Source organism: Mesorhizobium sp. B2-4-15 (assembly GCF_006658505.1).
Lineage (GTDB): Bacteria > Pseudomonadota > Alphaproteobacteria > Rhizobiales > Rhizobiaceae > Mesorhizobium.
On record NZ_VFUZ01000040.1, the window covers coordinates 25,071 to 39,673 of the forward strand.

A 14,603-nucleotide genomic window follows, 5' to 3' on the forward strand; every position below is an offset into this window, starting at 1 on the left:
GATCGGGATGCCGCAATGATGGCGACAGACGCAATCGTGATTGGCGGTGGCATCCATGGTTGCTGCACGGCGCTCCACCTTGCGCTGCGGGGCCTGCGTACAATCCTATTGGAAAAAAACACCGTCGGTCGCCACGCCTCCGGCGTCAACGCGGGCGGCATACGGCAATTGATGCGCCACAAAGCCGAAGTGCCATTATCCATAGCGGCAATGGACGCCTGGGAGCGCCTGGACGACCTGCTCGGTCCGGAGCTGGCAAAGAACTGCGAATTCATCGGCGGCGTCGGTCAGATAGGCATCGCCGAGACCGAAGCCGAGATGGAATGGTGCCATACGCGGGCGGCCGAAATGCGCTCGCTCGGCCACGAGTTTGAAGAAGTGATCGACGCCAAAGAACTCAGGCGTCTGATTCCTGCCATCGCCGATATCTGCCGTGGCGGGATCATCTCGCGCCGGGACGGTCATGCCAATCCGTTCCGCACGACACAGTCTTTTCGTCTGCGTGCCGAGCAGCTTGGCGTCCGCTTCATGGAGCGGACACGCGTGACCGGACTTGAGCAGGGTGATCGCGGCTGGACGGTGGCGACCGAGAGCGGCGTCTTCAGGGCCGATATTTTGATCAACTGCGCGGGGGCGTGGGCGTGGCAAGTCGCCGAAATGATCGGCGAGCACCTGCCCAAGACCCATTTTGCCTCGACCCTGATGGTGACGTCTCGCATGCCCCATTTCATCGACCCCGTGGTGATCGGCATTGACCGGGTGCTTTCGTTCAAACAGACGCAAGCCGGCACAGTCGTCATCGGGGGAGGGGTTCTCGGCGATCCTGACCTGAATAACGAGACGGCTGATACCGTCGCCGACCGAATGGTGGTGAGCGCCCAGACCGTCTGCGAATTTTTCCCGATCCTGCGCCGCGCGACCATCGTGCGAAGCTGGGCCGGACTGGAAGCCCTGATGCCAGACGTCATACCGGTGATCGGTCCCAGTCAGGTCGCCCACAATCTATGGCACGCTTTCGGCTTCTCCGGGCACGGGTTCCAGCTCGGCCCCATCGTCGGCTCGATCATCGCCGATCTGGTCGCCACTGGCGAAAGCGCCATTCCGATAGCTGAGCTCAGTCCGGCCCGTTTCTCGACCAACGACATGCTAGCAACGACGCGCATTCCTGACCGCAAAGTCTCGCAGGAGGCTGGTCGTGAATGACTTCGGGCTGATGACCGTCTTCAGCTTTGCACCCGGCGGCTGGGGTGCCGCCATGGCGGCGGCAAGCGCCATGACGATCGCGGTGGCAACGGCGGGCTTCATCGCCGGGGCGATAATAGGCACGTTTGGGGCGTGGGCGAAGATTTCCGGAGGCAGGGTCGTCCGCTCGGTCGCCGATGGCTATACGACGGTTCTGCGCGGAATCCCCGACCTTCTGGTGATATATCTTTTCTACTTCGGGTCGAGCGCCGTCCTGACACCCATCGGCCGGGTCTTTGGAGCCAACGGCTTCCTCAGCCTGCCGGCCTTCTTCGCCGGCTGCCTGGCGATTGCGATCGTCTCGGGCGCCTATCACACGGAAGTCTTCCGTGGCGCCTACCAGGTTGTAGCGCGTGGAGAGATCGACGCAGCCTACGCCACGGGCATGTCGCGAGCGCTCGCGTTTCGGCGTATCATCGCGCCGCTCACATTGCGCTTCGCCTTGCCTGGCCTGGCAAACATCTGGCAGCTCGTGCTCAAGGAATCGTCGCTGATCTCGGTGACGGGGCTTGTCGAAATCCTGCGCGAGTCTCAGATCGGCGCGGGCTCGACCAAGCAGCCCTTCACCTTCTTTCTGGCGGCGGCGATCCTCTATCTGCTCATTTCCTCCGCCTCGGGATGGGCGCTGCAAATCGCTGAACGACACTTCACCCGCGGGCTCGGGAGAGGGTGATGGACTTTTCCTTCTTTCTCAGTGCCTTTCTTCGACTGCTGCCAGGGGTCCCGTTGACCCTGCAACTGGCCTTCATCTCGGTGGGGCTTGGAATGGTCCTTGCCCTCATCCTGGCTTTGTTGCGTCTATCAGGCATCCGCCCATTCGAGTGGATCGCGCGGGCTTATATCTTCTTGTTTCGCTCGACGCCGCTTTTGGTCCAGATCTTTCTGATCTACTACGGCCTCGGTCAGTTCCCGACAGTTCGCTACAGTGTGTTGTGGCCGATGCTGCGGCAGCCTTACTGGTGCGCCATCATCGCGCTTGCGCTGAACACAGCCGCCTATGGCAGCGAGATAATCAGGGGTGGCCTGCGTTCCGTGCCCGAAGGCCAGACAGAGGCCGCCCGTGCCTGTGGCATGAGTCGCATCACCGTGTTCCGGCGCATCGTGCTGCCCCTTGCCATCCGCCAGGCTCTTCCGGCCTACGGTAACGAAATCATCCTGATGGTGAAGGCGACGGCACTGGCTTCGGTGATCACCATGATGGAAATCACCGGCCTCGCGGCCAAGCTGATTTCCGAAACCTACCGGGCGGTTGAAGTCTTCATTGTCGCGGGAAGCATCTACCTGATCATCAACTACGCCATAACGCGCGTCATCCATCTCCTGGAATACTGGCTGACGCCGCATCTAAGACCCGTGCCGACACCGGGCGTCGTCGAGAGAGAGGATGCAGTATGAGCTTGCAGCCACAACAGCACGAGCCGGCAGACCCGATGATGCCAGCCGTCCGCATCCGCGACCTGCGAAAGGCCTACGGGGCATTCGAAGTGCTGAAAGGCGTTTCGCTCGACGCCAACGACGGGGATGTCGTCTCGATCCTCGGATCGTCGGGTTCGGGCAAGTCCACGATGTTGCGTTGCATCAACATGCTGGAAACTCCGACCGGAGGCGAAATCTCCATCGGTGGCGAGGTCATCCGCATGACGCAGACGAAAGCCGGCCCGAAGCCTGCCGACCGGACGCAGGTTGACCGCCTGCGCGCCCATGTCGGCATGGTCTTTCAGAGCTTCAATCTGTGGTCGCACAAGACGGTGCTGGAGAATGTGATCGAGGCCCCCATCCACGTCCAAGGCCGTTCGCGCGCTGAATGTGTCGAGGAGGCCAAGGAACTGTTGGCCAAGGTCGGCATCGCCGACAAGCAAAATCACTATCCGATACATCTTTCCGGCGGTCAGCAGCAGCGCGCCGCGATCGCGCGAGCACTGGGCCAGCGCCCGCGCGTCATGCTGTTCGATGAACCGACATCCGCCCTCGATCCCGAACTGGTCGGCGAGGTCCTGAAAGTGATGCGCGCGCTGGCTCAAGAAGGTCGGACCATGCTCGTGGTCACGCACGAGATGGGCTTCGCGCGGGAAGTGTCGAGTAAGGTCGTCTTCCTTCACAAGGGAATTGTTGAAGAGGAGGGGCGGCCCGAGGAAGTTTTCAGCGCGAGTCGCTCGGAACGTCTTCGCCAGTTCTTGACGCGATGACAGCAAAGACGCTCGCGTTCGTTGGTCGGTGAAGCCTTCTTTCGGCCCAAAGCGGTCGACAGGCGATTCTACAGTTGGTCATCGACTGGGGTTCTGGAGGCCTTTCGAACTTTCTGGGTCGCGCCTCAGCCCGAATTGCGTGTGCTTATGGAAGACATTGGAGTGTCAGCTCTAGGCTAGTTTTGACCAGGCTTCGACTTTTGGCCGGGCTTTCGCTTCCGAACCAATAGCTGCCGGCGTCCATCTGGGCGACGTGGTCGAAGATAAGCCGCGGCAGCTTCACCGCTGCATTCTTCATGATGTGCATGGACGTGATCGGCTTCGGCAAGTCAGCCCAAATTTGTCGAGGAACAGCACGCCGTGATGCGCCAGCGACACTTCGCCTAGCCGCGCCCGCAACCCGCCGACCATCGCCGCCATCGAGGCCGAATGATGCGGGGCGCGGAACGGCCGCCGGTCGGTCAGCTTGCCTTCGCCGAGTTCGCCGCCACCGAGGCGATCATCGAGACTTCCAAAAGTTCCTTTGGCGCCAGCGGCGGCAGAATCGACGGCAGCCGCTGTGCCAGCTTCGATTTGCCCGAGCCCGGCGGGCCGACCATCAACGACTACAGCACGCCATACATTAGAGAATTCTAACGGGCCACAATGGGGCGGGAAGCTGAACGGCTGCTTTTAGCGTGTCGATTGGGCCTAAGGCCCGCGCGGCGCTAATCGCTCCCCTCCGTGACCCGATAAACGAGGACGGGCTCCGGGATGTTTTTGAGCGCTTGCTCGCCCACGTCACCGCAGCACCCAACAATCTCCCAACCCGCACGTTCAGCTATTTCGCGCAATTCCCGCTATTGGTTCTCTGTGATCTGTTCGTCGGTGCTGACACCGCAATAAAGGGCTGCACGTCTGGGTATTGTGACCATAGCAATTCATTCCTCCGCGTCAGACGATATAGTGACCTCCATTCAGCAAACAACTCCAAATCTTAGATTGAAGGTGCGGAAAGGGCTCACCATCAACGGCCAATTGAGACGTCCGGAATTAACCCAATAACCGGGCATGCTGGGGACATGGCCAGTCCGACGATCCGGACCCACAACAGAAGTCGGGCCGAATAGACTCGCGGCCAAAGTACCTATATAATTTTATGCGCTCGGCTTCCTGAAGGTATTCACCCCAAATGGCCGAAATTCGCGCCCAACGCCGCCTTGCCGCGATCCTGGCCGCCGATGTCGTGGGTTATTCGCGCCTGATGGAACACGACGAGGCGGGCACATTGGCCGCACTCAAGGCACGTCGGAAAGAGGTGCTATCTCCCACGGTTGCTCAACACAATGGCCGCGTCGTCAAAGTAATGGGGGACGGTGTTCTGGTAGAATTTGGCAGTGCCGTGGATGCCGTACAGTGTGCGGTCGAACTGCAGAAAGGTTTCAATAATGCCAACCTGGGCGCACCAGAGACGAGTCGCATCATCCTTCGAATAGGTGTCAATCTGGGCGATGTGATCGTCGAAGGTTCCGATATTTATGGCGACGGCGTAAACGTAGCAGCGCGGTTGGAGGGTTTGGCTGAGCCCGGTGGTATCTACGTCTCCTCCACCGTGCACGAACATGTTACCAGCAAGCTAGCATTGGCGTTCGACGATCTCGGCGAACACACGCTCAAAAACATCGTGAAGCCAGTGCGGGTCTACTGCGTTGGAATGAACATAAGCGGCAAAAGTGGGGAACGCTTGGCTGTGACTCTGCCCGACAAACCGTCGATCGCCGTCCTACCCTTCGCCAATATGAGCGGTGATCCCGAGCAGGAGTATTTTTCCGACGGCATCACCGAGGACATTATCACCGACCTTTCGCAAGTGTCCGGACTCTCCGTCGTCGCGCGCAATACAGTCTTCACGTTTAAGGGCAAGGCGGTTTTAATTAAGGAGGTGGTAAAAAAGCTGAACGTCGCCTTCGTCCTGGAAGGCAGTGTGCGCAAGGCTGGAGGGCGGGTGCGTATCACGGCTCAGCTAATTAGTGGTCGTGGCGGTGATCATGTCTGGGCCGAGCGATATGATCGGACGCTGGACGATATCTTCAACCTGCAAGACGAGATTTCCAAAACTATTGTCGATGTGCTCAAAGTGAAGCTGTTGCCAGAAGAATTGAAGACTATTACAAACCGCTCGACCGACAACCCAGAGGCATACGAGGCATTGCTGATGGGTAGGTCTTTCCTCTACAGCGGAGTTGAGACCAGGCTCATGAAGGCGGCGCAACGACTGTTTGCCAAAGCCATTGAAATCGACCCAAATTATGCGCGTGCCTATGCCGCTTTGGCTGATTGTGAGGTTCATCTATTGATTGCCAACGATCCCGACGCCAGCTACGAGGCAATCCTTGCCAACAGCACGCGGGCGCTGGAACTTCAGCCAGGTCTCGCCGATGCCCACGCATCACGTGGTGGGGCCCTGTTCATCATTGGCCGGTATGCGGAGGCGGAGGCGGAGTTCGAGCGAGCCTTGGCGTTGGACGCCAGTTCTTTCGAGGCTCATTTCTTTTACGGACGGGACTGTCTTGTTCAGGGTCAATACGAAAAAGCTCTCACTCTGTTCCAGCGTGCCGCATCGTTGTCGCCTGATGACTATCGGGTTTGGAGCCATCTAGAGATGGTCTATGTTTCACTTGGCCGTAGTGACGACGCCAAGGAAGCGTGCCGACAAGGTGTGCTGCGAGTGGAGAAGGAAATCAAAGCGCATCCCGACAATTCCACCGCGCTATGCTTCGGCGCCATCATGCTGGCGGGAATTGGCGAAGCCGATCGTGCGCTGTCCTGGGCATCTCGTGCTGAAATGTTCGCCGGAGATAGTATTCAAATTCAGTACAATCTAGGCTGCTATTACGCAAAGCTGGGCAAGTCGGATAAAGCAATCGATTGCCTTGAACGTCAGCTCACGGCATCGCACGCGTACCTCCTTATTCGTTTGCCTTGGATGCAGCAGGATAGCGACCTCGACCCGATCCGCACTCATCCCCGATTTGTCGCGCTGGTCGATCGGATGAAGGCCCAAATAGCTGCGACTGGGACTTGAGTATCAGTAGGTTGCGAGGCGAATGAAGCATTCACGTGGAATATGAGACCCAGAAAATGAGTTGGTTGAAGGCAAGTCGGGTCATGGCCCTTCGCGGCGGTGCGCCGAACGTCCGCAATGGGGTCGACTCCGGCCATTCTGGACAGTTCAGTGGACCGTAAGATCCACGGCCGAAGCGTGCGAATTAATGTGGCACAACGTGAACATAGTGTGCCTACCAGGACCGGCACCCATCTCAAGTCCGAAAGCTACCGGCAGTTATCATCCGGGCTTACTTGGCCGGACTTTCACGGTCGGATTTGAGTATTTCTAAAACCTTGAGCAGGTCGTTGCCGTCGGGATAGACGAAGTTAACAAATCGCCAGCTTCCGTTTTCGATCTCTATTTGGGCTGTCACATCGGTTGCAGTCGATGGCTTGGCGCTTACAACTTCATGCAATTCAACCGAATAGACGCCGCCGTGGTTACTAGACTTGCCAGCTTGATAAAATTCAGCCGGATCTTGGCTAAACAGGAATGGGTCAAAGTCAAGCCCGACAATTTCACCGGAAACTTTTGACTGAGCCGCAAGATCTTCCCTCAGTGCCTCAAGTAGCCTAGGATCGAATTCCGAGGCGTGGTCAGAAATCGCCGCTGCGTACGCTTGATCAGCGTTTTTGAACGCCGCGGGGCCATACCAATCGTAAAACGCCTGAGTGAACTGAACGGCTGTTGGCTGGGCAACAGCTTGATTGTTAGTGCCCACTACACAAACCGTCAAGGCCACGATGATAATGTAGGTGTAAGTTCTGTAGCTTTTCACCGCGCAGTCCGATCTGGTGTTGTGATGAAGCGACCGATGAACTCATTTCTTCTTAGGGAATCGATAGATGGTACTTGGCGGTATATTCTTTTGATAAGGCGAGTAATTGTTCTGTTTGAAGTCCGATATCCACCTTTTCCCATCCCACACCTCAACGTGTCCATTGGGGCGCGCAGTAGTGACCTGAAACACGGCAATGTCGCCCTTCTCTTGTTTGTAATCGGCCGGCGGAGTGTCGGAATTCGTGTGTGAAACGGCTGACGCGCCCAGGTTCTCAAGGAACGGGCCGTAGTCGCCTGCATTTTTTGGGTGACCGCTCACGTCTAGCCCCCCGGCCTTCAGCCCGTCCCGGCAAGCTGCTCCGCATTTGTGCGTGGAGGCGTCGACCGATTTTTCATCCATATAGTTGACAAAATTGTCCATGTTCAGTTCGACCGCGCTATGAGTGGGCGGGGCGGTGCCGTAAGCCAACTTGACAAAATGCCTGTCCATGATGGAGGCCGTCGGCAGAAATTGCCCCGTTTCCGCTCCCCCCCACGCGTGGCTCGGCCTCGCCTGAAGCATTGAAGCTTTTACCGGCGATGTGGTTTCTGTCACGAATGAAACTGTCATGGCGAGCATCATCGCCCCGCCAAAGCCCGCCGCCCCCAACTGCCTTGACTTGCGCGCTTTCAGGCCGTGACGCGGCGAAAAACCTGGCAGAACGATTGGATCCTGCCAACTGCAGGTCCGATCGAGGAATACAATCCTGTTGTCTGCCATGCGATCACGCTCCACGATCTCGCACGATGTGCATGGGTCCTCCATCATCGCGGGGAAGAGCGCACCCATCGCATCATTTTCTATTCGAAGACCGCCAGCTGTGGAACGCAGCTCTCCGTTCGGCGAAAGCTCTCCGCCGCAGATCAGGAAATGAAAGCGGCCGTTAGCCTCCGCCAGCGCCGCATTGCCGGAAATTCCCTCGATCACAATGATACCGTTGGGGCCAAACCAACTGGGCGGAAATCCATTTCTTTTGCTGCTCTTGAACAAATGGCGCACGACATACCGCCCGGTAGGCGTGTCGCCGTAGCGCTGTAGGGAGGCCCGCTGCCGATTGCCGTTTGCTGCAGCAAGCACGTCGCTGGAGCGGGCGGCGGTCGCGAATGGTCCGCAGACCGGCTTGCCCGCATCATCAAGGAGAGTAAGCCGACCGCAAACGTCGCGGTTTCCAGTCAATTCAACAATAAGCCGGCTCATTCAGTCCACCTGCCCCAACTCCCCACTCATGATAGGCTAGAAGAAGGGCGTGTTCCAGTTACACCTTTGCGAAAAACTGTTCCAACACCATCATGACGGTTATTACTTCCGACTTTACGATCTTGGATCACCATGCGTCCCGCTCTCGACAAGAAAGCTTTTTGGCGTTCGCCGAGAACCCTGTGACTCCAACCACGTTCGCCGCCGCCCCACGCCTAAGACCAAATCATGCTCCCGCTTGGTGCCATTGCCCGCCGAGCGTGGCCAATGATTCACAAAACCGGTATCATCGCGGCTTGCGCGCAAAAGGGTGGCCCAGTGGGAATTGACGATCTTGGCGCTTCTGATGAAGCAGCGGCATATGTCGGCGCGCGCTATTCGCGACCCTCTTGGGCGACAGGTTCGATTGGTCGCGCGGACGCGGCTTTTTTATTCGACCTGATCATGCGCGAGCGCCCCCGCGCACTCGCCGAGATCGGCGTCGCTTCCGGCGTTTCCACGGTTTTTCTGGCCACGCTGCTTGCCGATCGGCTGCGCGAAAGCCAGCTCTACTCCTTTGACAAACTTGAGGTCTTCTACGACGATCCGTCCAGGCCTGTGGGCGCCCACATAAAAGACATTTTCCACAATGCGCCGACCAACCTGACGCTTGCCACCGGTGTCAAGTCAACGGACATCCGGCACTGGCCAGCTCGGCCAGCGCGGTTTGACTTTGTGTTCCTTGACGCCAATCATATGCATCCGTGGCCGTGCCTCGATCTGCTGTCTATCCTGGATCTGGTCGAACCCGGCGCGTGGATCGCCCTGCACGACATCCGGCTACCTCTGCGACAAGCCAGTTCCCAGGCATTTGGCCCTCTCTATCTCTACCAGTCCTGGCCCGGTGAGCGGTGTGTAGCCAATGATGACGCCGATATCGGGGCAATACGTCTTTACGAAGAGCCTTCACGCAGCGCCGCCGCATTGATCGAGTGCTGCCGCATTCCCTGGCAGAACCACATTCCCTTCTCGGAATGGCACTCGGCTCTAGAGGGTTTTCCCCGGGCCGATTTCCAGATCCAGGAGGAGTTACGCTCGGTTGTCGCCCGGCCACAGTTGGCCAAGACTCCGAACCGCGCCTTTTGGGAGATCACCATTCGTGGGCCAAACCCGTGGTCCCGGATTCCTCCCGATCTCAGCTTGGCACCACTCATTCTACACGCCAACCGGCGAGGTGAGCCTGCGATGTCAGTCACTGTCAGGGGATTGAGACGCAACGAGTGTAGCGGGATCGTATTCCCGGGCATCAGACGCTCACCAGAGGCTCCAGCCTCGCTTCATGTAGCGCTCTCTCTTGTCGCCTCAAGCGGCGCTCCGATCGCCCGGCGCGAGATCAGCCTGGACGGGCCCGAAGTCAATTTCGCTTTCTTGAGTGCTTCCGAAGACATGGTCGGGACCTTCGACCTGGAGATCACCGTATCTCTGCTTGAGCAGGCTGAGAGGATCAGCGGGGCGTGGGTCAAGTTTGAGACACTCCAGTTTGTTTGAGGCACTCTTGCTGCCAAAGCGCGGAGTCAGCCTCGTTGCAACGCCCGCGCGATGGCCGGGTCGCGGTAGTCCCGGGCGACGCGTTCAATGGCCGACACGATCTCGGAATAGTTGGAGATGATCGAGGCCTTGCTGATCAGATTCTGATGGTAGATACCCTTTTCAGGAAACCTCAGGTCTTCATCAACCAGTGCGCGCACCGCAGCGGAAGCATCGCCTTCCAATCCGCCCTGAGCGGTGAACATGTTCTCGTAGCACAGAATCAATGATTCCGGATATGAAGACAGATTGTTATAAAAATACTGTTCAGATTGGCAGAGCAACTTCGCACGAGCTGCGAGTTTATTGACGTCTAGATTGAAAGGCTCAATGGCATCGTCGGGAACCAGATTGTGCCATTTTCCTAGCTTATCCGAAATTCGATCGCTTAGAACCTGGCCGACTAGGTCTTGCCGCCATATAAAGATAAACCTGGCCGACATCCATTTTAGTTGTGAAAGGAAGAACGGTTCCTGGTGCATATAAGTCCAAGGCATGCGTATTTCGCCCCAGGAGTTGAATTTTACATCGATCAGCAAGTGACTCTTCGTCGCAACGTTCTGCAGCAATGCGACATAGTCCTTACACAGTCGTTCAGCGTCGGGTCCGGACATTATGTCGGCCAACTGGAGCCTGCGCTTGTGACAATATCCGAAGAATGATTGAGGCTGGTCCAAGATCGAGGTGTCGAAAATCTCGCCCAGATCCTTGAAGCGCTGATCCGCCGAGATGAGGCTGCGCAAAGCAGTCGTACCGCTACGTTGACCCGCCGTGATGCATAGGATTTTCTGTGCCATGGCCAAATTCGTGGGGCTTCAGGTTGGCTCGGTGCGAAAGCTTAGAGTACGGTAAGTTTAATCGCCAGCCTGTCGGAGGGTTTTCGGTCGGGTTGTCTGGCAGGGAAGGGAGCGGATACCTATGGCCCGAAGGCTCGCGCATGCGTGAGGACAATAGGATCGTCCACGGCATGTGGTTCGGCTCGCGCCTTTCTCGTCTCGAACTTCTGACCCTGCATTCCTTTGCCCACTTTGGCCACAAGTTTCACCTGTGGGCTTACGATGACCTTTCCAGTTATGATCTTCCCCGCAATGTATTGCTTCGCCCCGCAGAGACAATTGTTCCCAGGAAGAAGGTCTTTGCCAAGACGAATGCCGATCCGGAGACCGGGGTCGGTCGGCAGAGCTTCGGCGCACCGTTCTCGGACCTATTCCGATACAAACTTCTCCATGAGCACGGTGGAATCTGGGTAGACATGGACGTAACTTGCCTTCGTCCGTTCGACTTCCCGGGCGACTATGCTTTCAGACCTCACCGAATCGGTGTCATAGGCAGCATCCTTAAGACGCCTGCTGGCAGCCCTTTGATGCAGAAGGTGTACCGGGAGACCGTGAAGACGGTAACGCCCGAGAGCGATTACCTGCTGCCGAACCGCATCCTGACCCGGCACGTCGAGGCGATGGGCCTGCAACACTCGATCATCCAGGACATTTCAAATCCGGATCACTGGATGGACTTCATCAGACCGATGGTGGAGGAAATGGTGGAAGTGCCTCGTGAGTGGCGGGCAATCCACTGGATCAACGAGATGTGGCGCACCCTCGAAGCTGACCGGGGGGATTACCGAGGTCGCAAGCTCCTTGACTATGTTCCTAACAAGGACTCTCCCCGGCCTGGAAGCACCCTATGGGAACTTTATCGCAAGTACGGGCTAATCGACGCAAGAGAAAATGCCCGAACGCCAAGGGCGGCACCTGTCAAGCTTGGGCGGCCTCCAACACCGCTGCCGATACGATTCCCACGAGACGTGGCTCGCTCGCCAAGCCAGTTCAATGTGCTGCTGCCAAGCCTGGTTAGGGGCGGTGCCGAGCGCAGCGTCATCGAAACGATGAAGGCGCTACAAGGCAGCAGCGGAGACTTTCGCCAGACTCTGTATGTCCTGCATCGATCGCAGCGCCAGTATTCGGTTGGCGCCGGTGGTAATCTAAGTGTCATGTATGCTGAGAACCCGGCTGACATTGGTGCCAGCTTAAAGGCCTTCGCGTTGCACATGCTTCAGAATCCGCCTGTGGTGGTTTATACGCATCTGATCCCTGCCGAGAACCTCCGCGTTTTGTGGGACATGGGCATAACCACAATCCCAGTACTGCAGAACATGAGCCCTGGTTGGACCGATCCGCCAGCCACATACGACCACCCCAACGTCCCAATGGTGATTGGCGTATCGGATGCTGTCACGGCGGAATTCCAGGTCGTTGGATCTCGGCCGGCGGTCACCATTCGTCACGAATTGCAGCGGATCTTCACGCCGGCCGAGTTGGCGGCTCACCGGCGGGATATTCGCGACAAATGGGCACTCAACAATCAAACCATGCTCATAGGCATGGTCGGGCAGTTCAAGTCCCAAAAAGCGTACACCCGGGCGGTCAAGGTATTGCACGCGCTTCGGCAACATGTCCCGGCTCGGCTCATGATCCTCGGAGGCTGGGACCACGCCTACGGTGGAGGCAGATCCGCCTACGAGGCAGCCTGCCGGTTGGCGGTGGATCTCGGGGTAATTGCCGACATGATCATGCCCGGTGACGTGGATCCCTCTGAGCCTTACCTTGCTGCGTTCGACGTGTTCCTGAATACAAGCATCTATGAGGGCTTGAGCGTAGCGCTGCTGGAGGCTTTGCAGACGGGATGTCCGGTCGTCACCGCCGACGCAGGGGGCAACGCTGAAGTGCTTCCGCCGGATGCTGTCCTCGTTAAGGACGGTTCGGATATCAACGCCTATGTGCAAGGTATCCTGAAGGCTGCAACGCGCGCCGAGCGCGTGCTGCCGGTGCTTCGCACTGAACCGATGGTAGTCCCCCACCTCTGGCGGCTATTAGGCAAGCACGGTTTTGCTAGCAGCGTGGCCCAATTGGTCCCCCCATCAGGGACATTGTTGCTCACCGAAAATCTTTACATTGGAGGGCCGCAAACGTCGCTCGTTAATCTTCTGTCCGGCTATGCGGCGGGACAAAAAATTGTCCTGGGTGTCCTCCGTGGCGCACCGACGGCTACGCACAAGCGTGCGTTGGATGAATTTCAAATCCCCATAATGTCTGCGGAAGGCGCCGACACCCTCATTGAACGAGTTGAGCTTATCCTAACATGGATTGATCAACTCAACATTCGGGTCGTCTGTTTCTGGAATGTGGCTCCGGAGACGAAGCTTCTGCTGACCAAGATCCTGGTTCGGCGCGATCTGCGGATCGTTGATGTGAGCCCAGGACCAATGCTGTTTGATGAACTTGAGGCGGCATCCGGCTTTCAGCGTCGCATCGCCTTCACGGCCGCCCAGTACTTTGTCCGCCTTGATGCCTTCGTGAGCAAGTACGAGGACGGCGTGCCGCCAGCTTCCCTGTGCCCGGATCGATCTAAGATACATGTCGTTCCGAACGGAGTGCGTCTTCCGCCAAGTTTCATTCCGCTTCCGCCAGCTCAGCATCTTCTTCCAGCTAATTGGGATCCTACGTTTGCGATTGGAACCTGCTGCCGCATAGTTCCGGACAAACGGATCGACTTCCTTCTCGACATGATGGAGATTCTGACTGAGCGTTCGCCGCGCACTTCTTTGACTATCGTCGGCGGTCCGGACTCCCAAACCGGCGACTATTTCAGAGAAATGCAGGCGCGTGCACCAGGCAACGTCTTGTTTACAGGGGCCCAGGAAGACGTGAGGCCATTCCTCGGGCATATGCAGATTTTTGTAATGGTTTCCGAGCGGCAAGGTTGTCCAAATGCCTCGTTGGAAGCTATGGCGATGGGCCTTCCCGTGATTGCCAACCGTTCTGGCGGCGTAATTGATCAGATCGCAGACGGAGTAAACGGCTTTATCGTGGAAGACGCGTGCCAAGCTGCCGAGCGGGTTATTGAACTACAGAGCCAAAAGCGCTTGCTTCGGAAATTCGGCAAGGCGGCCCAATCTACTGTTGAGACCCGTTTTGGGATCGACATGATGGTTCGCCGGTACGCGCATATTCTAGAAGCGCGCAACGTCGCGCGTTGATATGCTGACGCTCAGTAGAAGTCTCATCGGGTGGTCTGCCTCGTTAGTTAGCGCAAAAAGCCCACCAGGTCATGCAGCTTGCTGTCAACGACCACGGAATCGGGCCGTGGGTTTTCATGTAGAAGGGACCCCCGTTTGGGTTGGTGAAGGGCAGCCGGTTTGCGCCCGATCAGGCGAAGCTGGTCGGGGTTGCACAGCCTGATCGGGCGCGGCTGATTGGCTTTTGGACCTCAGCTTTTGAAGCGCCAGGATTCGTTTCCGGTTTCGACGATCTCGCAATGACGGATGAGCCGACCGAGCAGCGCGATCGTCATCTTGGCGTCGCCAAAGACGCTCGGCCATTCGCTGGAGCCAGGTCGGTGGTGATGATGATGCTGGTGCGCTCATAGAGCGTAAGCGCTGTTCCGGCGGCACCTTTCGGAGGTCGGCCTGAGCGAGGATGTTGGAGCCTTTGAGGGCTTCGACACA

At 57.7% G+C, this 14,603-nt stretch carries 10 protein-coding genes and 2 pseudogenes; 7 read left to right on the plus strand and 5 right to left on the minus strand.

The features are described 5' to 3' along the window. The first annotated feature begins 15 nt into the window (after nt 1-15). From FJ930_RS28600 to FJ930_RS28615, 4 genes are read left to right on the plus strand one after another with little or no spacing between them, the layout of a single operon-like run. Nucleotides 16-1,203 carry an FAD-binding oxidoreductase gene (locus FJ930_RS28600; RefSeq protein WP_141840987.1) on the plus strand — a complete coding sequence of 396 codons (1,188 nt, stop codon included), beginning with the start codon at nt 16-18 and terminating at the stop codon, nt 1,201-1,203. Next, the gene (locus tag FJ930_RS28605; protein ID WP_141840988.1) at nt 1,196-1,915 is read left to right on the plus strand and encodes an ABC transporter permease subunit; all 720 of its coding nucleotides are present in this window, start codon (nt 1,196-1,198) and stop codon (nt 1,913-1,915) included. The genes FJ930_RS28600 and FJ930_RS28605 overlap by 8 nt, the downstream gene beginning before the upstream one ends. Beyond that, on the plus strand, nt 1,915-2,637 hold the full coding sequence (locus tag FJ930_RS28610; RefSeq protein ID WP_141840989.1) for an ABC transporter permease: 723 nt from the start codon (nt 1,915-1,917) through the stop codon (nt 2,635-2,637). The genes FJ930_RS28605 and FJ930_RS28610 overlap by 1 nt, the downstream gene beginning before the upstream one ends. Then, nucleotides 2,634-3,428: an ATP-binding cassette domain-containing protein gene (locus tag FJ930_RS28615; RefSeq protein ID WP_141840990.1), complete on the plus strand. Its 795-nt coding sequence runs from the start codon at nt 2,634-2,636 to the stop codon at nt 3,426-3,428. Before FJ930_RS28610 ends, FJ930_RS28615 begins: the two co-directional genes overlap by 4 nt. A 336-nt stretch (nt 3,429-3,764) precedes the next feature. On the opposite strand, the pseudogene FJ930_RS28620 reads toward FJ930_RS28615, so the two are convergent. Further along, nucleotides 3,765-4,030 (minus strand): annotated as a pseudogene (locus tag FJ930_RS28620) (ATP-binding protein); the annotation flags it as partial. A 569-nt stretch (nt 4,031-4,599) separates the two neighbouring features. Between FJ930_RS28620 and FJ930_RS28625 the strand changes: the two are divergent. Then, nucleotides 4,600-6,492, plus strand: coding sequence for an adenylate/guanylate cyclase domain-containing protein (locus FJ930_RS28625; protein ID WP_141840991.1), 1,893 nt, complete (start codon nt 4,600-4,602; stop codon nt 6,490-6,492). 271 nt (nt 6,493-6,763) lie between these two features. Here FJ930_RS28625 and FJ930_RS28630 read toward each other — a convergent pair whose 3' ends face one another. Beyond that, nucleotides 6,764-7,294, minus strand: a complete 531-nt coding sequence (locus FJ930_RS28630) for a hypothetical protein (RefSeq protein WP_141840992.1) — start codon at nt 7,292-7,294, stop codon at nt 6,764-6,766. A 42-nt stretch (nt 7,295-7,336) separates the two neighbouring features. Next, entirely contained in the window at nt 7,337-8,533 is a 1,197-nt protein-coding gene (locus FJ930_RS28635; protein ID WP_141840993.1) for a hypothetical protein, read from the minus strand. Between the two features lie 267 nt (nt 8,534-8,800). On the opposite strand from FJ930_RS28635, the gene FJ930_RS28640 reads away from it, so the two are divergent. Then, on the plus strand, nt 8,801-10,060 hold the full coding sequence (locus FJ930_RS28640; RefSeq protein WP_181763499.1) for a class I SAM-dependent methyltransferase: 1,260 nt from the start codon (nt 8,801-8,803) through the stop codon (nt 10,058-10,060). 26 nt (nt 10,061-10,086) lie between these two features. Here the strand turns inward: FJ930_RS28640 and FJ930_RS28645 are convergent, their stop codons facing one another. After that, nucleotides 10,087-10,896, minus strand: a complete 810-nt coding sequence (locus tag FJ930_RS28645; RefSeq protein WP_141840995.1) for a hypothetical protein — start codon at nt 10,894-10,896, stop codon at nt 10,087-10,089. Nucleotides 10,897-11,036: 140 nt separating this feature from the next. Between FJ930_RS28645 and FJ930_RS28650 the strand changes: the two genes are divergently transcribed. Next, a complete protein-coding gene (locus FJ930_RS28650) occupies nt 11,037-14,135 on the plus strand; it encodes a glycosyltransferase (RefSeq protein WP_141840996.1) in 3,099 nt (1,032 codons plus the stop codon). Between the two features lie 230 nt (nt 14,136-14,365). Here the strand turns inward: FJ930_RS28650 and FJ930_RS28655 are convergent. Beyond that, nucleotides 14,366-14,526 (minus strand): annotated as a pseudogene (locus tag FJ930_RS28655) (ATP-binding protein); the annotation flags it as partial. Nucleotides 14,527-14,603 lie beyond the last annotated feature (77 nt).